The organism is Shewanella sp. SR43-4 (assembly GCF_014163845.1).
GTDB lineage: Bacteria > Pseudomonadota > Gammaproteobacteria > Enterobacterales > Shewanellaceae > Shewanella > Shewanella vesiculosa.
In genome coordinates this window covers 181,233-201,451 of record NZ_JACJEB010000001.1, presented here as the reverse complement: position 1 = coordinate 201,451, position 20,219 = coordinate 181,233, and the positions used below count along the sequence as shown (strand labels likewise).

Here is a 20,219-nt window from a genome sequence, read left to right as displayed (position 1 = left end):
TAGTAAAGGTAATTGATTCCATGGAATGCAATGTTATAGAACAAATTTTAACTGAGGCGTTGTCGCTCACTGAAGCGCACGTTACCTCGGATGGCAGTCACTACAAAGTCGTCGCCGTAGGTGAGTGTTTTGATGGTATGAGCCGGGTAAAACAACAGCAAGCAATTTACAGTCCTTTAGCTGAGCAGATTGCCAGTGGTGAATTGCATGCGTTAACAATTAAAACTTTTACGCCGACTCAGTGGAAGCGTGAAAAACTTTTCAATATGTAACAACAGAGATTCACAGTGGATAAATTAACTATTAAAGCCAGCAAGCCTTTAGCTGGTGAAGTCGTGATCTCTGGTGCAAAAAATGCGGCACTCCCCATTTTAATGGCTGGCGTATTAGCCGAAACAGATTTTATTGTCTCAAATGTTCCCAACTTACGCGACGTGATCACCAGTTGTGAATTATTACGTTGTTTAGGTGCCGAAGTTGAAGACCTCGGCGGTAGCCGCATTCGTATTTCTACCTCTAACTTAAATGAATATTGCGCGCCTTATGATTTAGTCAAAACAATGCGTGCATCGATTCTTATTTTAGGCCCGCTGCTTGCCCGTTATGGTACTGCAGATGTTTCTTTACCTGGCGGTTGTGCCATTGGTGCTCGTCCGGTGAACCTGCATTTACATGGCTTAGAGTTAATGGGTGCCAAAATTGAAGTCAAGGAAGGCTACATTAAAGCGCGTGTTGATGGCCGTTTAAAAGGCGCTCATATCTTTATGGATATGGTCAGTGTCGGCGCAACAGAAAACTTGCTGATGGCTGCAGCATTAGCTGATGGCACGACAGTCATTGAAAATGCGGCCCGTGAACCTGAAGTGACTGACTTAGCTCATTGCTTAATTGCCATGGGAGCAAAAATCACTGGTGTTGGTTCTGCCACGTTGACGATTGAAGGTGTGGAACGTCTATCGGGTTGTGAATACCGCGTCATGCCAGATCGTATCGAAACCGGTTCATTCTTGGTTGCCGCAGCCGTTACTCGCGGTAAGATTCGTTGTGTATCAGCCGATCCTAAAACCTTAGAAGCGGTATTATCTAAGCTTGAAGATGCCGGTGCTGAGATCACAACTGGCGAAGATTGGATTGAGCTTGACATGAAAGGCCAACGTCCAAAGTCTGTTAATATTAAAACCGCACCTTATCCTGCGTTTCCAACCGATATGCAAGCGCAATTTTGTGTGTTGAATGCACTTGCTCAAGGCACAGGTCGTGTTACTGAGACTATCTTTGAGAATCGCTTCATGCACGTTCCTGAATTAAGCCGCATGGGCGCAGATATAGAGCAAGAAGGTAATACTTGTATCATCCATGGTACTGAGCGTTTAAACGGTGCCCAAGTGATGGCGACAGATTTACGCGCCTCTGCCAGCTTAGTGATTGCAGGCTTAATGGCTGATGGCTTAACTACAGTCGATCGTATATATCACCTTGACCGTGGTTACGAGCATATTGAAGCCAAGTTTCAAGGTTTAGGTGCTGAAGTTGTTCGCGTGAAGAACTCTTAGGTTTATCTCGCTGAGCAGAAAATACCTCATAAAAAAGCCATTCAAATGAATGGCTTTTTTATAACGTTGATTTAATTAGTAATAGGTCTTACTCAGGCGCTGTGGCTTTTTCTGCAATAATGACTGGCAGTATTTGACGCTTACCCTCACGTATAATGGTCATGTTGACTTTAGTTCCTGGGGGGGTCTCTGCAATTCTGTCCATCAACATTTCAACTCCCGGGACATCTTCATCATTATATTGGGTAATGACATCTCTTGGCGTTAAGCGTGCACGAGCCGCTGGTCCGTCAGGATCGATACCCGTCACTAACACACCTTTTAAATCGGGTAGGTTGAGTATCTGTGCCATTACCGGATTAAGTGGTTCACCTGAAATACCTAAGGCACCACGGATAACTCGGCCATGTTTAATCAATTTATCCATAATGCTGTGGGCTAACTTAATGGGGATAGCGAAACTAATCCCATTACCGCCACTATCATTACCCACTTGGAATGCCGCGGTATTGATACCGATTAATTCACCGCCGGTATCGATTAGTGCTCCGCCTGAGTTACCAGCATTAATGGCTGCGTCTGTTTGCAAAAAGTCGAGGTAACCTGAACTTAAGCCATTACGTCCTGTTGCACTAATAATTCCCTGAGTAATTGTTTGGCCAATATTGTATGGATTACCAATGGCTAGCACCACATCGCCTACTTGGGCTAGTTTATCGAGATTAATCGGTACTATAGGTAAATTATCGCCTTCAATTTTAAGTACTGCTAAATCTGTCTCTTGATCAGAACCAACTACTTCAGCAGTAAATTTACGCCCATCTTGTAGCGCAATAACAATCTCGTCGGCTTTTTTTATCACATGATAATTTGTGAGCACATAGCCTTCTTTACTCATTATCACGCCAGAGCCAAGGCCTTGAAGTGAGCTTGAATTGAGCGGATTACGTTGATCAATGCTAAGGCTATAAATATTGGCTACTGCAGGTGCGGCTCGACGAACGGCTTTAGCGAAAGATAATTCTGAGCCACTATTGCTGACATTTGTGAGGCTATTGTTGAATGAGGAATTTTGCATTAACGCTGTTATGGCTAAAAAAACAGCAGCCATAATTAGACCAAATACCACAGCTTTAGTTATATAGATGCAAGTGTCTTTTAGGTTCATGGCTTGAATAATTGTTAAAAAAAATGGCTGTTATATTAACATAGCTCAAATAAATAAGCACCGACCAAAAGTTGGCCGATGCTTCATTCTTGAACGGGTATCACAGACTATAACCTGATGATTCTTATAGCTGTGATGAGGTAAATTAAGTGTCAACTATGTTAGCGTCAACTGCATTAGCGTAAAACAAGGTAGAGTAAGTTATTGTCACGTAATATCTTCAGTGCCACAGAGTTTTTATTGTCTTTTAGCATTTCTTTTAATGCTTTAAGGCTGGTCACTTTACTGCGATTAAGCCCCACAATTAAGTCACCTTTGACTAAGCCACTCATTGCTGCTGGTGAACCTTGAGCAATATCAGTGATCTCAATACCTTTTTTACTGTCCTCAAGTGTTGCGCCTTGTAACATAGGATGTACGCTACCGGCTTCAGCCTCAACTTTGTCTGCTTCACCTAGTGTCGCTTTAATCTTCTTCGTATCGCCGTCACGAATAATTCCGAATTCAACCTCGGCACCAGCACCCATAGTGGCTACTTTTGCGCGTAATTCCTGGAAGGTTTTAATACTCCGCCCATTGAGGCTGACAATAATATCACCCGCTTTTAATCCTGCTTTATCAGCAGCACTTTTTGGCATCACTTCATTAACGAAACCGCCGTGCTGGGTATCTAAACCAAACGCTTTGGCAAGTTCATTATCAAGATCGCGACCTGATACCCCTAATACGCCGCGTCGTACTTCACCGTGCTCAATAATCTGTTCAACAAGGTTGTTAACCATATTGGCTGGGATAGCGAAACCAATACCAACGTTACCGCCATTTGGGGCGACAATCGCGGTATTAATACCGATGAGTTCACCTTTTAAGTTAACTAATGCACCGCCAGAGTTACCACTATTTATCGCGGCATCAGTTTGGATAAAGTTTTCTAGCATTTCAATGCCTAAACCACTGCGGCCGAGTGCGCTGACTATTCCTGACGTTACAGTTTGTCCAAGCCCAAATGGGTTACCGATGGCAACTGCAAAATCACCAACGCGGATGTCGTCAGAATCAGTTTGCTTAATCGCGACTAAGTTTTTCGCTTCAATTTGCAGCAGGGCAATATCAGACTCTTTATCTGCGCCAATGAGTTTAGCCGTGACTTCGCGACCATCATGTAAACCGACTTTAATATCGTCTGCACCGTTAATAACGTGGTTATTAGTAATGATATAGCCTTTATCAGCATCGATAATGACCCCTGAACCTAACCCTCTAAAAGGACGTTCTTGAACTTGTTCTTGTGGAGCGTTTGGACCAAAGAAGTAGCGAAATACATCAGGGACGCGTTGTTTTGATACTTGAGTACCAGATACTGCTACTGATACCACCGCAGGTGTAGTGCGTTCTAGCATTGGCGCTAAACTAGGAATAGCTTGGCCGTCAACCGCTTGTGGAATGGCAGCGAGCGATAGTGTTGGTGCTATGGCTAACGATGCCGTTAATAACGCAGCAGAAAGTAAACTTAATTTGGTTTTCATCTATGGATAGCTCCTGTATGCATTCAAGCTTTATGACATTAAAATATGTGGTTTGATGACATAAAATATGTGGCTTGAGGGCATTATTTTAAAGTTAAATATCGTTAATCATTTATATTAGTGCTGTTGCGAGCCCGTTTTGAAATGGTGAGCTAATCAGTTCGTTTGCAATAACAAGTAAGTAAAAAATAAGTCAGTTGACGATAATCAATCAGAGTAGTGCTCATCTGGTTAGTTGCATTTTTATTAACAAAGGTTAATTTGATCCTTTGAAGCCATTACTCGTACTTGTTGTTTAATGTTATTATTCGCAGCAATTATTTGATGTAAGAGAGTCGTAATCGTGTCGCAGTTAACCCCTTGGCAGCATTATCAGCAAGACCTTACCCGAGAAGATTTTTCACATGATGCCGCACAAGAAAAAGCGGTAAAATCATTACAACGCGTTTACGATGAATTAATGGTCGCGGCTAAACCGATATCTGGTATTAATAAATTGTTTGCTGCCGTTGGGGTTAAATCAACACCTGCAGCGGTAAAAGGCTTGTATTTATGGGGCGGCGTTGGTCGCGGTAAAACCTATTTAATGGATACTTTTTTTGACTCATTGCCTATTGAGCAAAAATTACGAGCTCATTTTCATCGGTTTATGCATCAAATCCATCATGACTTAGGCGAGTTAAAAGGTGTACAAGATCCGCTATTGTCTATAGCCAAGAAGATGGCGTCGCAATATAAAATTATTTGTTTTGATGAGTTTTTTGTCTCTGATATTACCGATGCCATGTTATTGGGGACTCTATTTCAAGCATTGTTCAAAGAAGGGGTTGCACTCGTTGCTACCTCAAACATCATCCCCGATGAATTATATAAAAACGGTTTACAGCGAGCGCGTTTTTTACCTGCGATTGCGTTGATTAATCAACAATGTGAAATTCTCAATGTCGATTCAGGTATCGATTACCGTCTTCGCACCTTAGAGCAGGCTGAGATTTATCATCATCCACTCGATGAACAAGCAGACATCAACTTGTTGCATTACTTTGATCAACTCGCGACCGAATCAGAAAGACTTACTGCACCGATAGAAATTGATGGCCGTGCCATTCGCATTCGTCAACAGTCACAAGGTGTACTGTTAATTAATTTTCGTGATCTCTGCGATGGCCCTCGTTCACAGCGAGATTACATGGAAATGGCATGCCTTTATCATACTGTGTTATTGAGTGGATTAGAGCAAATGGGTTCACAGCAAACTGGTGATGATATTGCCAGACGCTTTTTAGCCATGGTTGATGAGTTTTACGAGCGAAATGTGAAATTGATTATTTCTGCGCAAGTGGAATTAGAGCAGATTTATACCGATGGCCAGTTAACGTTTGAGTTCAGACGTTGTCGCTCAAGACTGATTGAAATGCAATCGAGAGAGTATCTGGCGCTGGAACATTTACCATAGGCTAGCCGTGAGATTTTTAAAAAAAGCAGGCGGTTAATTATTCAGCCGAAATAGAGCAGTTTATTTAAAATATTATCAGAAATCAGGTGATCTTTGCTGTGGCTTTGCGTATAATCTGCGACCTGCCCGCGTTAATCCGCCAATTTGGGCGGAAGTTGTAAGCCAATATTCATGTTCGAAGGGGCAAGAATCGGTAATTTTGTGTTGATTGCAACCTGCAGTCGGCATGTGAGACAGAAAATTAACTTTGGGTTTTTGTAATAATGAAGACTTTTACTGCTACACCAGAAACTGTAACTCGTGACTGGTTTGTTGTTGACGCTGAAGGCAAAACTTTAGGCCGTATCGCAACTGAAATCGCAACTCGCTTACGTGGCAAGCATAAGCCAGAATACACTCCACACGTTGACACCGGTGATTACATCATCGTTATCAATGCTGAAAAAGTGACTGTAACTGGTAATAAAGCAGCCGGTAAGATCTACTACTCTCATTCAGGCTTCATTGGTGGCATTAAGCAAATCAGCTTTGAGAAGCTTCAAGCTCATAAGCCTGAAATGATCATCGAGAAAGCAGTTAAGGGTATGTTACCAAAAGGTCCTTTGGGCCGTGCCATGTTCCGTAAACTTAAAGTTTATGCTGGCACAGAACATAACCACGCTGCACAACAACCACAAGTTCTTGATATCTAAACGGGAGGAGTAAGCAAATGTCTGCAACTCAGTACTACGGCACTGGCCGTCGCAAAACATCTACAGCTCGCGTTTTCGCTAAAGCAGGTAGTGGCAATATCGTTGTAAACCAACGTCCTTTGGATGTTTATTTTGGTCGTGAAACTGCTCGTATGGTTGTTCGTCAACCATTAGAATTAGTTGAAATGACTGATAAATTAGACATCTATGTAACAGTTAAGGGCGGTGGTACTACTGGCCAAGCTGGTGCAATTCGTCACGGTATTACCCGTGCACTATTGCAACTAGACGAAGCTTTACGTCCTACTCTACGTACCGCTGGTTTTGTTACCCGTGATGCTCGTAAAGTTGAACGTAAGAAAGTTGGTCTACGTAAAGCACGTCGTAAGCCACAATTCTCTAAGCGTTAATTCGTTTTTTGGATTCAAAAAACCCAGCTTATGCTGGGTTTTTTATTGCCTAAATTTTATCACTTTACACTGCAGCAATTTTATTCATCAGCAGCCATCAAGCGCTCTTTTGTCCTGCGAGTTCAGCTCTTAATAAACTGGATATTAACCTAGCCTGGAATAAGTCACTTCTCCTTACCCGTAAAAGCAAATGGCAAGTTTGATATGACATAGGCCGAAAGTGGTTATTTTACCTTACTTAGTTTCATCTCTTATATCAGCGCTTATTTCCCGTTCAGGTTAACTTTTTTGGCATTAGGTATTAGGCATGAGGTTTACAAGCTTGTGACTTATAAGGTCGAAATGCATTGAATAAAGATGTACTACTAATAGTGCTCACTAGATTGAACGTTTTGATTTAAGACAGCAGGGGACTTGGCGTATTAAGGTAATGTATTTATAAGGCAGATTAAACGCAGTTGCCAATCATGCTTAACGTCTTCTTAGGCTAATCAAGCAGATATTGAATATAATAAGGCTCAATAAAAGAGAGGCTAAAACATGAATATACCGTTATTAATGAGTGCATTTGGGTTAGTTTTAATCCTTGAAGGGCTAGGTCCATTACTTTTTCCTAACAAGTGGCAAAAATATTTATTAGAGCTTTCGACACAAAAGCAAAATGTTCTCAGACGCTTAGGTGGCTGCTTAGTAACAACAGGAGCCGTTTTATTGATCATTTTTCAATAAAATACTTGCCTATAACCCCCTAAAACCTGTTAAAATTCTATTTTATACCACAAGACGTTGCAGCTAATAATGGGCAAAAATGTAGTCGTACTCGGCACTCAATGGGGTGACGAAGGCAAAGGTAAGATTGTCGACCTTTTAACAGAACAGGCAAAATACGTAGTTCGTTACCAAGGCGGCCATAATGCTGGTCACACTTTGGTAATTGATGGTGAAAAAACCGTTCTTCATCTTATTCCGTCTGGGATTTTACGTGATAACGTAAAATGCATTATCGGTAATGGTGTGGTTGTTGCTCCTGATGCGTTGATGAAAGAAATCAACATGCTCAAAGGACGTGGCGTACCTGTAGAAGAGCGTTTATTAATTTCTGAAGCATGTCCGCTTATCCTTCCGTTCCATTGTGCATTGGATATTGCTCGCGAGAAAGCGCGCGGTAATCAAGCCATTGGTACAACTGGACGTGGTATTGGTCCTGCATATGAAGACAAAGTTTCTCGTCGCGGTTTACGCATCGGTGATTTGTTTAATGCAGAACTTTTCGCAACTAAGTTAAAAGAAGTGATGAAATATCATAACTTCATGCTAACTGAGTATTACAAAGTTGAAGCTGTTGATTATCAGCAAACACTTGATGATGCATTAGCGATTGCTGATTATCTGAAAAGCATGTGTACTGATGTCAGTGAAATGCTTGATGCTGCGCGTAAAGCGGGTGAGCCGATTCTATTTGAAGGCGCTCAAGGCACATTATTGGATATCGACCACGGTACTTATCCATTCGTGACGTCATCAAACACAACAGCTGGCGGTGTAGCGACAGGTTCAGGTTTTGGTCCTCGTCATTTAGACTATGTTTTAGGCATCATGAAAGCTTACACGACTCGCGTCGGTGCTGGTCCATTCCCAACAGAATTAGCCAACGAAATTGGCGATTATATTGGTGAGAAAGGCCAAGAGTTTGGTGCAACGACTGGTCGTAAACGTCGTCCAGGTTGGTTGGATGCAGTGGCCATGCGCCGTGCGGTTCAAATCAATAGCGTTAGTGGTTTTTGTTTAACTAAATTAGACGTTTTAGACGGTCTAAAAGAAGTTAAAATCTGTGTTGGCTATCAATATCCTGATGGAACAGTTTCTAAGGTAACTCCTTTGGCTGCAGAAGGTTATGATTTAGTTACGCCAATATACGAAACTATGCCTGGTTGGAGTGAAAACACTTTTGGTGCTACATCAATCGAGCAGTTGCCTACCGCGGCAATGAACTATATCAAACGTCTTGAAGAGTTATTAGAGACGCCTATTGATATTATCTCTACTGGGCCGGACAGAAATGAAACCATGATTTTGGTTAGTCCGTTCAAGTAAACTAAAGAGGCCGCGATAAGCGGCCTTTTTAATGAGCCTAATTAACGCTTGTAACAGTTTCTACTCAAGAAATACGCTATACTGCCGATGGATAAACCATGAAAGTGTCAGCGAGAATCCTTATGTTGCGTATCTGTTTATTGTTATTGAGTGTCGTTTCCATCAATGTATTTGCGGTGACAGAAGCCGTCGATATCTATAGCGATCAACAATTGATTTCGCTCATCCGCTCAAATCAATATTTACAACGCGTCAAAGCAGACGACTGTCAGTTGGTTCAAGATATTGAAGCCCGTGCTGAAGTATTACAGCAACCCATGTATCAGTTTTTATGGGGTGAAATGCTTAATAACGGTGTGTGTGTTAAGGCTCATCCTTCACGCGGTATGGCATTGCTGCAAACTTCTGCCGAGCAAGGCAGTGCTGAAGCGATGGTAAAATTGGCAGATTATTATTATCGCGGTAAACTAGTGGTTAAAGATCCCAATCGTGCAGTGCAATATGTGTTGCCTGCGGCAGCTAATGGGGATTTAACCGCAAGAATGACATTAGTTCGTTTATTTGGTGAAGGCTATGGAAGTCCTGCCGATTATGAACTTGGCTATCATTGGTTATATAACAGTATATTTGATGACGATGCTCAACAGAAAAAAGCTTCGTCTTTATTACAGATGCTCGCTGCAAAAATGCCTGCCAGTATAGTGGCCAGGGCACAGCAGCCACAGCTGTACACACGTTAAAGGCTCCACAATATGGAGCGAATTATTTGGAAATTGAATGATCAACGATCCTCATTTTGAGAGAGAACAAGACAAGTACGACAATCCTATTCCTAGCCGTGAGTATATTTTAGAATACTTGCGTGCCCAAAAGTCTCCTGTTACCCGCGATAAAATAGCTGAAGCATTATCCATTACCGATGAAGTGCCATTAGAAGCACTTCGTCGTCGTTTACGTGCGATGGAACGTGATGGCCAGTTAGTCTTTACTCGCGGGCAAAGCTATGGCTTACCTGAGCGTATGGATTTATTGTCTGGTACCGTTTTAGGCCACCGCGATGGATTTGGCTTCTTTAAGCCTGATGAAGGCGGTGATGACTTATTTATCAGTAATCGCGATATGCTGATGTATTTCCATGGCGATAAAGTGCTAGCACAAAAAGCGGGTACTGATCGTCGTGGTCGTCGTGAAGCTCGAATTGTGCGCTTAGTTCATGAGCGAACCGCTGCCTTAGTTGGCCGTTACCACGTCGACGCCGGTATGGGCTTTGTGATTGCAGATGACAGACGCATCACCCAAGAAATATTAATCGCCAGCGAAGATACCCTAGGCGCCCGCGCCGGTGATGTGGTGGTGGTTGAGTTAACCCGTCGCCCTGGTCGTTTTGTTAAAGCGGCAGCGAAAGTGACCGAAGTCCTGGGTAAGACCATGGCACCGGGTATGGAAATTGAAATTGCCTTACGTAATTATGATTTACCCCACACTTGGTCAGCGATTATTGAGAAAAAACTCAAACGTATTCCTGACGAAGTCACCGAAGAAGATAAATTAGGTCGCGTCGATTTACGCCATTTACCCTTGGTCACTATTGATGGCGAAGATGCCCGTGATTTTGATGATGCGGTATATGCTGAAGCAAAACCAAGTGGCGGCTGGCGTTTATGGGTGGCGATAGCTGATGTGAGCCATTATGTACGTACTGATTCAGCATTAGATACTGAAGCGCGCGCACGTGGTAATTCGGTGTATTTCCCGTCGCAAGTTATTCCTATGCTGCCTGAGAAAATATCTAATGGCTTGTGTTCATTAATGCCAAAAGTCGACCGTTTATGTATGGTTGCTGAGATGACAATTTCTGCAGCGGGTAAGTTATCGGGCACCAAGTTTTATCCAGCAGTAATGCATTCTCATGCTCGTTTTACCTATACCCAAGTTGCTGACATGCTAGAAGGTGGCCCAATAGCCCCTGAGCATGAAGCGCTATTCCCACATTTATTATGTTTGCAGTCGTTATATCTCACCTTAGATGAGCGTCGTGCTGAACGTGGTGCTATTGCATTTGAAACCTTAGAAACGCAGTTTATCTTTAATGAGCAGCGTAAAATTGACAAAATCGTCCCACGAGGCCGCAACCAAGCGCATAAAATCATTGAAGAATGTATGATTTTAGCCAACGTGGCTTCGGCAAAGTTTGTCAAAAAACACAAAGGTGAGGTGCTGTATCGTGTGCATGAAGCGCCGTCAGAACAAAAACTGGCTAACTTTAAAGAGTTTCTTGCTGAGCGCGGCTTAAGCATGGATGGTGGCTTAGAGCCAACCCCGACTGACTATCAAAATCTGATGTTAAAAATTGCTGACCGTCCTGACTTTGAGTTAATTCAGGTGATGTTATTGCGCTCAATGCGCCAAGCTGTTTACAGCCCAGATAACGAAGGTCATTTTGGTTTAGCATTAGAAGCGTATTCGCATTTCACTTCGCCAATTCGTCGTTACCCTGATTTGATTTTACATCGAGTGATTAAGTATTTACTCGCAAAAGAGCAGGGCGATGTCACCGACAAGTGGACTCAAGATGGCGGTTATCTTTATCAGCTTGAAGAGTTAGATCTATTAGGTGAAGAATGTTCAACCACTGAGCGCCGCGCAGATGAAGCCACTCGCGATGTCAGTGATTGGTTAAAATGTGAATACATGCAAGATCACGTCGGTGATACCTTTGATGCCGTCATTGCTTCAGTCACTAGCTTTGGTCTGTTTGTTAGATTAAACGAATTATTTATTGATGGCTTAGTACACATATCAAGCCTTGCCAGCGACTACTACCAATTCGATCCAATGCGTCAACGACTGGTTGGTGAAAACACTCGCCAAGTGTATCAAGTGGGTGATGCTGTTACTGTTAAGGTTGCTGCGGTTAATCTTGATGATCGTCAAATTGACTTGTTGATGGTGGGTGACAATAGTAAAGGCGCAGGCAAATCGGCACGTAAAGGCAGCAAGCCTTCAACGGCTCGTGAACGAGTGAATGTTGAAGGGGCTAAAGCCGCACGTAAAGGTAAGTCGACAGATAAACCTAAGTCAGACAAATCTAAGTCGGATAAGCCTAAGGCCAGTAAACGTCGCTCAAGCAATAAAGCGTCATCGCCTGCGAGCAAGCCAGTGGCGGCTAAGAAGTCCACCGCGGCAGAGCAAAAAGCTGATACCACAAAACCGAATTCTAGCGTTAAGAAAACCCCTGCCAAGCGCAGCAAGAGAAAGTAATTAAATGAAAAAACAAGATACCATTTTTGGCATTCATGCCGTTGAAGCATTATTAAATCATAGCCCTGAACGTGTGATTGAACTTTGGCTGTTACAAGGCCGTGATGACGAACGCTTAACGCCATTGATTAATATCGCATCAACGTTTGGTACTACATTGCAACGTGCTGCACGTAAAGTGTTAGACGACAAAGCGGGTAGCTCACAACACCAAGGTATTGTCGCGCGTGTAAAAGCGGTAAAACCTTTGACAGAAACTGATTTAGACGCATTACTTGATAAAACAGAAGTGCCTTTTTTACTCATTTTAGACGGTGTAACCGACCCACATAATCTTGGTGCTTGCTTACGTAATGCCGATGCCGCTGGGGTACATGCGGTTATTGTACCTAAAGATAATTCAGTTGGATTAACCTCAACCGTCAGCAAAGTGGCTTGTGGCGCAGCAGAAACGGTACCGTTATTCCAAGTGACCAATCTTGCTCGTACCATGCGTCATCTTCAAGACAAAGGTGTCTGGATTGTCGGCACAGCAGGCGAAGCAGATGGTAATGTATACCAAGCGGACCTTAAGGGGCCTCTAGCGATTGCTATGGGTGCTGAAGATAAAGGTTTGCGTCGTTTGTCACGCGAAGGCTGCGATTCGTTGGTTTCGATCCCAATGGCTGGCAGTGTGTCGAGCCTTAACGTGTCCGTTGCCACTGGGGTGTGCTTATTTGAAGCCGTCAGGCAGCGTTTAGGTTAATTATTGCCTGCAGTAGAACGACATAAAAAAACGGCGATATTTATCGCCGTTTTTTATTATCTCGAGTTTAGTTTGTGTTAGGTTATTGATGGGTGTCAGTCTTTAGCTTTTACAATCAAAGCCAGAAAAAACATTAGCGTCTGCCAATTTCGTTATCGACATCCTCGTCATCTAACTCCTCTGGTATCAAGGTTTCTTCGCTCACACTGGCATAAGAGGTATTATATTCAGCTTGCTCATCAGCATCATCAAACTCATCATTGGTTGATTCCGGTTGGGCATCGAATGCATCTTCAGCGGGATTGATCATTTGTTCGTTGACCATTTCAATGTCAACACGTGGATCAAATGATGCTGCTAATGGTGAGCTGACTAAGTCGCCCCCTGCCATCATGTAATCTCCAGTACTTGTTTGCTCAGCTTTTTGACGCACATTAATCCACAGTAGCCTTGCCAATAAGGTGAATGAGCACATCGCCATAAATCCATATAGCATTTGATCACCTAATGCTTGCATTAAGCCAGAAGCGACTAAAGGACCAATACTTGCGCCAATACCAAAGGTGACTAAGATTGTGGCAGATAGCCCTACCCGCTCATGTTGTTCAACGCGCGAATTGGCTAATGCAGTTGCTAATGGATACAAGGTAAACGCTAAAATACCAAATAAGCTGGTTAATATTAACGAAGATACTGCGTGGAATGGGATTATCGTAATGATCAACACTATGACGCCTAATAAAGCGCAGTTAATTCGAATTAATAAGCTACGAGAGATGACATCGGATAATTTACCCATTGGCCATTGGGCTAGCAATCCTGCAAAAATGGTACACGACATATAGAGTGCAACGTGCTCAGGATCAATACCTTTAGCCGTGGCATAAGAGGGAGCCAAACCATAAAAACAGCCGACTATCATGCTCCCTAAGGCTATGGTTGTCAGAGCTTGGGGCGCTCTTTTCCAATAGAGTCCCATTTGTAATGGGGCAGGTGTTAACGGTTCGGGGTGAATTCTGCGCGTGATCGAAATAGGTACGATACATAAGGCAAAACAGATGGCAATCAACAACAGTGGCTCTAAGCCTAAATCGGGATATAAACTAATAGCTCCTTGCCCAGCCATTAGCGCTAAATAAGATACGATCATGTAGCTCGCAAAAACAGTACCACGTTGGTTGTTTTCTGCCTGCTCGTTGAGCCAGCTTTCTAACACCATATATTGGCACATCATTCCCATACCCACTGCGAGGCGCAATACTAGCCAAATGGCTAAATTATCGATGAGGGCATGACCCAATGCAGAGGCAGTCACTATGCCCGCACAGGCAACAAAAGCACGAATATGACCGACTTGCGCAATCAGTTTATGGCCAACTTTAGAGCCGCAGACTAGGCCAATATAGTAAGCTGACATCATGCCACCAATCCATATTTGTGGCACCTGCATTGTGGTGAGACTTAGGCCTAAGTATGTGGTCAGTAGACCTGCAGCAAGCACCATCAAAAAGGTGGTGCTATATAATGAGGCAAAACTGCGTAGCGGGCTGTCCATAACTTGGCCTTTATTTTTTCAGTAAGGCCTCGTTTGCCTCATTGATTAATGGTCTTGTTTCGCTTCATTTAAGGTCAATAATTATTGAAACGTATACAACAAGTTGAATGTGGTGATGGTGTCAGTATTTTTACTGTCATCAGGAACCACTTCAGTGTACTTGATATTCATACCTATTTTAAATGCCCAATCTTGAATAAAGGTGTTTTTATAACTCATATCAAGGGTTAAGGTATTATTAGTCTGACCTGTTTCAGCTGTCACATCAGCATTAAAGCTAGTGTATTCTTGCAGTTTAACTGTGTATTTAGCCGCCGAACGTAAAATAATATCGCGGTTTGCATCAGGATCGGGTTCTGCAACACTGCCTTGTGGTTGGTCGTAACGATAACCCGGACCAGCTTCAAGGCTCAGTTTTGTTCTATTGTTCTTAATTAAATCAAAACCATAACCTGTTGAAATAGTAGATATTCGAGTGTACGAACCAAATTGATCCCAAGTAAATTCACCACGGCCAAATATATAACCGCGCTCTAGCTTGTAGTTAGACTGTAAGTATAATTCGTAACGCTCAGCAGTAGACTCATTACCATCAGCAGCATAATAAGCCTTTAATGTTGCTTCTTGCTTAGTGTTCTTCGAATCATAAGTTAAATAAGTTCGACCGTTGAAGTTTTTAGTTTCGTTGTTACCGCTATTTAATTGCAAGCCAGCTTCTACCTCAGCATTAAAACTGCTGGGTGGTTCCTGATAATCAGGTGGAACTAAGGCCCATGCCGGAGCAGACAATAAAAAGAGGCAGCATGTTGTTACTATGTTTTTCATGGTCATCATTAAAGTGTTTTATTCTTGATGGCGTAAACGCGGTATTTCGGACTGCGGCCATCATACCTGTAATCAAGATTGCTGAAAAGAGTGAGTTAGTGCTTGAGTTTATCGTACACTTTATGTATCATCGCGCGCTCAAATCAGTCACTTTAATTCGTTCCTTGCCTCCACATTGGTCTGACTGAGCCAGAAAAGAGGCTACTTAACCGTAAGGAGCAATAAATGCGTCATTATGAAATCGTATTTATGGTTCACCCAGATCAAAGTGAACAAGTCCCAGGTATGATTGAGCGTTACACCGGTGTTATCACCGCTGCTAATGGTACAATCCACCGTTTAGAAGATTGGGGCCGTCGTCAATTGGCTTACCCGATCCAAGACCTACATAAAGCTCACTATGTTCTTTTGAACGTAGAAGCATCTGCAGAGTCTATCGAAGAACTAGAAACAGCTTTCCGTTTCAACGACGCTGTTCTGCGTAACATGGTAATGCGCACTAAAGTGGCCGTTACTGAAGCTTCTCCTATGGCAAAAGCAAGAGACGAACGTGATTCACGTCGTTCACCTTCTGATGACCGTAATGCAGAAGAAAGCGCTGAAGAAAACGCTGAATAATTTTTTTTGAATAATCACTTAGTGTTGTCTGGCACGATAACTCGTACAAGACGATTAGATAGCCCAAGCGGGATTGCCCATGTGGTGATAACGGTAGAGCATAAATCACAGCGGCAAGAAGTAGAAATGTTGAGAAACGTCTACTGTTTGATCCAAGTGATATTAAGTGGTCCGCGCTTTAATAGCGTAGCAAATAAATTACAAGCAGGTGTGCAAGTTGATGTTGAAGGGTTTCTTTCACTACAACAAGGGCGAAATGGACAAAACCGTTTAGTCTTGCATGCTGAAAATGTCGAATTGAAAACTTAGGAGACTGTCAAAATGGCACGTTATTTCCGTCGTCGCAAGTTCTGCCGCTTCACCGCTGAAGGTGTTGTGGAGATTGATTATAAAGATATCGTTACTTTAAAGAACTACATCACTGAAAGCGGCAAGATTGTTCCTAGCCGTATCACTGGTACCAGTGCTAGATATCAACGCCAACTAGCTCGCGCTATCAAGCGTGCTCGTTATCTTTCTCTACTGCCATATACTGATTTACATCAGTAATATTGCAGTATTAATTCCTAATAGAATATAGAGGATTTGATAATGAATGTTATTTTGCTAGATAAAGTTGCAAACTTAGGTAGCCTAGGCGATCAAGTTTCTGTTAAAGCTGGTTATGCTCGTAACTTCCTTTTACCTTATGGTAAAGCAGTTGTAGCAAACGCAGCAAACACTGAAGTATTTGAAACTCGTCGTGCTGAATTAGAAGCTAAAGTAGCTGCTGAATTAGCTGCTGCGACAGTTCGTGCTGAAAAATTAACTGCATTAGAAGCTGTTGTTATTGCTTCTAAAGCAGGTGATGAAGGTAAATTATTCGGCTCAATTGGCAACCGTGATATCGCTGATGCAGTTACTGCAGCTGGCGTAGCACTTGCTAAATCTGAAGTTCGTTTACCTTTAGGTGCTTTACGCACTACTGGTAACTTCGAAGTTGAAGTTCAAGTACACACTGAAGTTAAAGCTGTTGTTAAGATTTCTATCGTTGCAGAAGCTTAATTACGTTTTAGCTCCATAAAAAACACCGCCTCCGGGCGGTGTTTTTTTATGGGTATCATTTAATACTCATCCACTTCCAACAACACTTCCATGCACTATCTGGTTATATCGCGGTCGTTTAAATGTGCTATTTAATGAATGTTAACCAAGTAAACATTGCTATAAGGTTCACTTGGTTATGGTTTATTTAAGCTCAATCCACCACAGTCGGTTTCTTTTCTGGTATGTCAGTGACGGCTTCAGTTACTGATCCAGTTGCGAGTTCAGCTTCTGCTTGTACTTCATTAGTTGCTTCGTTGATGACTTCAGCTTCTACTTCACTTGCTGCTGGAGATTTATTGGCGGCTTTATTTACGACCCCAGCAGCGGCTGCAGTTGTCACTTGGTTAGGTAACTCAGCTTTATCTTCAATATCTACTGTAGGGACCAATTTAGGTACTGATTCACTCGAGAGTTCAGATTCTGCTTGTGCTTCATTAGTTGCTTCGTTGATGACTTCAGCTTCTACTTCACTTGCTGCTTGAGGTTTATTGGCGGCTTTATTTGCGACCCCAGCAGCGGCTTCAGTTGTCGCTTGGTTAGGTAACTCAGCTTTATCTTCAATATCTACGGTAGGGACCAATTTAGGTGCTGATTCACTCGAGAGTTCAGATTCAATCGCGAGTTCTGTTGCAGCCTCTGCTTCATCAGTTGCTTCGTTGACGGCTTCACTTGCTGCTTGAGGTTCATTTGCGGCTTCATTTACGACCCCAGCAGCGGCTTCAGTTGGCGCTTGGTTAGATAACTCAAGTTGATCTTCAGTATCTTCTGTAGGGACTAATTCAGGTGCTGATTCATCACTGAGATCAGTTGTTACTTGTGCTTCTGTCGCGGCTTCAATTGCTTGGTCAGAGAACTCAGCTTTATCTTCAGTATCTGCTGTGGTGGTTAATTCAGGTACTGACTCAGTGACTGTGTCATTCTCTAAATTGGTATTCGCTTCGATAGTGGCCTCAGTTGCTGTATCTGCTGGTATCTCGGTTTCTCCTGCTGTATTAGTCACTAAGGTTAATTCTTTTATCAAGTTATCAGCGTGATCGACTTTATCCATCATCCACAAAATATAACGAATATCGACATGCACGGCGCGAGTGATCGTGGGGTTAAAGAACCAGTCTTTAGTGATCGCTTCATAAGTTGAGTCGAAGTTAAGCCCAACTAATTCACCTTTACCATTAAATACCGGTGAGCCAGAGTTGCCGCCAGTGGTGTCGGCGCTAGATAAAAAATTAACCGGTACAGAGTTAAAATCAGCAGGCTTATCTAAACAAGACATAAACTGACAACTGCTTTGCTGTTTATAGACTGAAGTGACGCGATGTTTGCCTAAGTCGTCAGCTTTAATTGCATCTAACAGCTTAGTCGGGGCATTGTAGGGAGCTTCACCGGTGTTTTTAGCTAGAATGCCTGCTAAACGAGTAAATGGCTGCTTGTATAACGCATCTTTAGATTGGTAACCATCAACCATGCCATAAGTTATGCGTAGGGTACGGTTAGCATCAGGATATACAGGCCAGTTATTTGATTTGTAATAGTCAATAATCGCCTTCATGTATTCCGGACGAACAGATGAAAGCTTACCGTAAAGTAATTTTTCGCTCTTTTCCATAGCCATATTGGTATCGTAAATAGCCACAGCTAATCGAATAAATGGGTCTCCGCTAACTTCAAACTCCTCTGCTGTTTTACTCATCCATGCAAGGCGTTTAGCCTGATCAGTGAGCTCAGTGAGTGCATATAAGCCTTCAACCTTTGACTCTAGCTCTTCAAAATCATCTGAAATGCTTAAGGCATTATCAAACACTTCGTTTTTAAGTGGTTGGCTGATATAGGCTTGTAAGTCTTGTAACCACAAGATTTTATCAACCACCGGATCAAAGCTACTATCGATACGTTTAAGTGCCGCTTTAAACATTTTCATATCACGAAGCTGAAACCCAGATTCACGTTGATCATTGGGTTTCTTTCTTTCTTGAGCTAAACGGTAAAGCTTGCTCGCGGCGTGGAGCATTTCGCTAGATTGGGCATTTTTAAAGAAATAAGTAGTTTGCATTTGTTGATGTTGTTCGGCGAGTAACGCTTCAAGGTTATTGATTAACTCTTGGTTAGCGCCATGATCTTTTTTAAGCCAAGCGAGAAAGTCATTTTCACGTTGCTGCTTAATGCCGACAATATCGGTGGCGCTGAAACCATCTAATAAGCCATTGAGTTTCTTCATCCGGTTAGCCATAGAGGCGATTGTACCGGCATATTTAAGCGCGATATCGTTATCGACATCACCCATTAAAGTGATGGTGTCAATTTGTAATTGGTAGCGTTTTGCGTAAGTTGGGTATATCCAATCACTGGCAAATTGTAGTTCACTGGTTAAATTGTAACGGCTGGTAGAACCTGGAAAACCGGCAACAAAGATACCATCGCCAGCTTTTACTCCATCGGCATTAATTTTTAAATAGCTTTTAGGCCGGTATGGCACGTTATTTTTATTAAACGTTGCTGGCTTACCGTCTTTACCCACATAGGCGCGTAAAAAAGTAAAATCGCCAGAATGACGAGGGTATTCATAGTTGTCGATGTCGCCGCCAAATCCGCCAACACTCTTGGGTGGTGCATACACCAAACGCACGTCTCGAATAATTAACTGTTTTGTCAGATAATATTCTAATCCATGATGAAAGCTGTTAACCGAACATCGATAGTTGTCATCTGCTTCACAGAGTTTAATTAAGGCTTTACTGTTAGTTTCTATGCCTTCAAAGCGAGCCATCGGTTCGGTGCTTAAGTTAGTCATTACTTCATCGGTCACATTGGTGACTGCTTGGGTAATGTATAAACGTTCATTTGGCCCTGCGGAAGGTTCCTCTGCTTGGGTGTTTGCTAAAAAGCCATTTGCGAGGTAATTATGTTCTTTTTTACTGTTATATTGTATGCCGCGATAAGCACAATGATGGTTTGTGACAACTAGGCCTTGGGGGGATACAAAACTGGCGGTACAATAGCCCAAACTGACGACTGCATTCATTGGGTACTGCCCTAAGTCGGCCAGTTGTGATGCGGGAATATCAATACCACGTTGCTGAAGTTTGTCTGCAATGGATGGCATTTGATATGGCTGCCATTGGCCTTCATCGGCCAAAGCTAGGCCAGATGTCAGCACCAGTGCTGCAACGAGTATGATACGCATGTATTTTTCCTTAAATGATTATTTGCGTTTGACGAAGTTGTCATTTGAA

The 20,219-nt window shown here is 42.7% G+C and carries 18 protein-coding genes and 1 pseudogene; 14 read left to right on the top strand and 5 right to left on the bottom strand.

Features of this window, described 5'->3' with window-relative positions:
• The first annotated feature begins 20 nt into the window (after window positions 1–20).
• Together H5123_RS00930 and murA are read left to right on the top strand one after the other, a co-directional pair.
• A complete protein-coding gene (locus tag H5123_RS00930) occupies window positions 21–272 on the top strand; it encodes a BolA family protein (protein ID WP_124015066.1) in 252 nt (83 codons plus the stop codon).
• A 15-nt stretch (window positions 273–287) separates the two neighbouring features.
• Window positions 288–1,553 (top strand): UDP-N-acetylglucosamine 1-carboxyvinyltransferase, encoded by a 1,266-nt coding sequence (murA, locus tag H5123_RS00925; protein ID WP_124015065.1) that lies wholly within the window; start codon window positions 288–290, stop codon window positions 1,551–1,553.
• A gap of 88 nt (window positions 1,554–1,641) precedes the next feature.
• On the opposite strand, the gene degS is transcribed toward murA, so the two are convergent.
• Window positions 1,642–2,721, bottom strand: a complete 1,080-nt coding sequence (gene degS / locus H5123_RS00920) for an outer membrane-stress sensor serine endopeptidase DegS (protein WP_124015064.1) — start codon at window positions 2,719–2,721, stop codon at window positions 1,642–1,644.
• 176 nt (window positions 2,722–2,897) lie between these two features.
• Window positions 2,898–4,247, bottom strand: coding sequence for a Do family serine endopeptidase DegQ (degQ, locus tag H5123_RS00915; protein ID WP_124015063.1), 1,350 nt, complete (start codon window positions 4,245–4,247; stop codon window positions 2,898–2,900).
• A 343-nt stretch (window positions 4,248–4,590) separates the two neighbouring features.
• On the opposite strand from degQ, the gene zapE reads away from it, so the two are divergent.
• The 8 genes from zapE to rlmB all read left to right on the top strand — a co-directional run bounded on the left by zapE (window position 4,591) and on the right by rlmB (window position 12,905).
• On the top strand, window positions 4,591–5,703 hold the full coding sequence (zapE, locus tag H5123_RS00910; protein ID WP_182696720.1) for a cell division protein ZapE: 1,113 nt from the start codon (window positions 4,591–4,593) through the stop codon (window positions 5,701–5,703).
• A 263-nt stretch (window positions 5,704–5,966) separates the two neighbouring features.
• Window positions 5,967–6,395, top strand: coding sequence for a 50S ribosomal protein L13 (gene rplM / locus H5123_RS00905; protein WP_011638797.1), 429 nt, complete (start codon window positions 5,967–5,969; stop codon window positions 6,393–6,395).
• Window positions 6,396–6,412: 17 nt separating this feature from the next.
• Window positions 6,413–6,805, top strand: coding sequence for a 30S ribosomal protein S9 (gene rpsI / locus H5123_RS00900; protein ID WP_124015061.1), 393 nt, complete (start codon window positions 6,413–6,415; stop codon window positions 6,803–6,805).
• Window positions 6,806–7,345: 540 nt separating this feature from the next.
• Window positions 7,346–7,534 (top strand): DUF2065 domain-containing protein, encoded by a 189-nt coding sequence (locus H5123_RS00895; protein WP_124015060.1) that lies wholly within the window; start codon window positions 7,346–7,348, stop codon window positions 7,532–7,534.
• 69 nt (window positions 7,535–7,603) lie between these two features.
• Complete coding sequence (locus tag H5123_RS00890) at window positions 7,604–8,899, top strand: adenylosuccinate synthase (RefSeq protein ID WP_124015059.1); 1,296 nt, start codon at window positions 7,604–7,606, stop codon at window positions 8,897–8,899.
• A gap of 122 nt (window positions 8,900–9,021) precedes the next feature.
• The gene (locus H5123_RS00885) at window positions 9,022–9,639 is read left to right on the top strand and encodes an SEL1-like repeat protein (protein ID WP_165870045.1); all 618 of its coding nucleotides are present in this window, start codon (window positions 9,022–9,024) and stop codon (window positions 9,637–9,639) included.
• A gap of 37 nt (window positions 9,640–9,676) precedes the next feature.
• Window positions 9,677–12,160: a ribonuclease R gene (rnr, locus tag H5123_RS00880; RefSeq protein WP_182696719.1), complete on the top strand. Its 2,484-nt coding sequence runs from the start codon at window positions 9,677–9,679 to the stop codon at window positions 12,158–12,160.
• A gap of 4 nt (window positions 12,161–12,164) precedes the next feature.
• Complete coding sequence (gene rlmB, locus H5123_RS00875) at window positions 12,165–12,905, top strand: 23S rRNA (guanosine(2251)-2'-O)-methyltransferase RlmB (RefSeq protein WP_124015056.1); 741 nt, start codon at window positions 12,165–12,167, stop codon at window positions 12,903–12,905.
• Between the two features lie 133 nt (window positions 12,906–13,038).
• Here rlmB and H5123_RS00870 read toward each other — a convergent pair whose 3' ends face one another.
• The gene (locus tag H5123_RS00870; protein ID WP_182696718.1) at window positions 13,039–14,460 is read right to left on the bottom strand and encodes an MFS transporter; all 1,422 of its coding nucleotides are present in this window, start codon (window positions 14,458–14,460) and stop codon (window positions 13,039–13,041) included.
• Between the two features lie 81 nt (window positions 14,461–14,541).
• Window positions 14,542–15,294: a YdiY family protein gene (locus tag H5123_RS00865; RefSeq protein ID WP_124015054.1), complete on the bottom strand. Its 753-nt coding sequence runs from the start codon at window positions 15,292–15,294 to the stop codon at window positions 14,542–14,544.
• A gap of 216 nt (window positions 15,295–15,510) precedes the next feature.
• On the opposite strand from H5123_RS00865, the gene rpsF reads away from it, so the two are divergent.
• The 4 genes from rpsF to rplI are packed head-to-tail and all read left to right on the top strand — an operon-like array spanning window position 15,511 to window position 16,947.
• Window positions 15,511–15,903: a 30S ribosomal protein S6 gene (rpsF, locus tag H5123_RS00860; protein WP_124015053.1), complete on the top strand. Its 393-nt coding sequence runs from the start codon at window positions 15,511–15,513 to the stop codon at window positions 15,901–15,903.
• Between the two features lie 6 nt (window positions 15,904–15,909).
• Window positions 15,910–16,212, top strand: a complete 303-nt coding sequence (gene priB, locus H5123_RS00855; protein ID WP_124732151.1) for a primosomal replication protein N — start codon at window positions 15,910–15,912, stop codon at window positions 16,210–16,212.
• 12 nt (window positions 16,213–16,224) lie between these two features.
• Window positions 16,225–16,452 (top strand): 30S ribosomal protein S18, encoded by a 228-nt coding sequence (rpsR, locus tag H5123_RS00850; protein ID WP_101085203.1) that lies wholly within the window; start codon window positions 16,225–16,227, stop codon window positions 16,450–16,452.
• A gap of 42 nt (window positions 16,453–16,494) precedes the next feature.
• Window positions 16,495–16,947: a 50S ribosomal protein L9 gene (gene rplI / locus H5123_RS00845; RefSeq protein WP_182696717.1), complete on the top strand. Its 453-nt coding sequence runs from the start codon at window positions 16,495–16,497 to the stop codon at window positions 16,945–16,947.
• 1,033 nt (window positions 16,948–17,980) lie between these two features.
• Here rplI and H5123_RS00840 read toward each other — a convergent pair.
• Window positions 17,981–20,170: pseudogene (locus H5123_RS00840) on the bottom strand (S46 family peptidase); the annotation flags it as partial.
• Window positions 20,171–20,219: the final 49 nt, after the last annotated feature.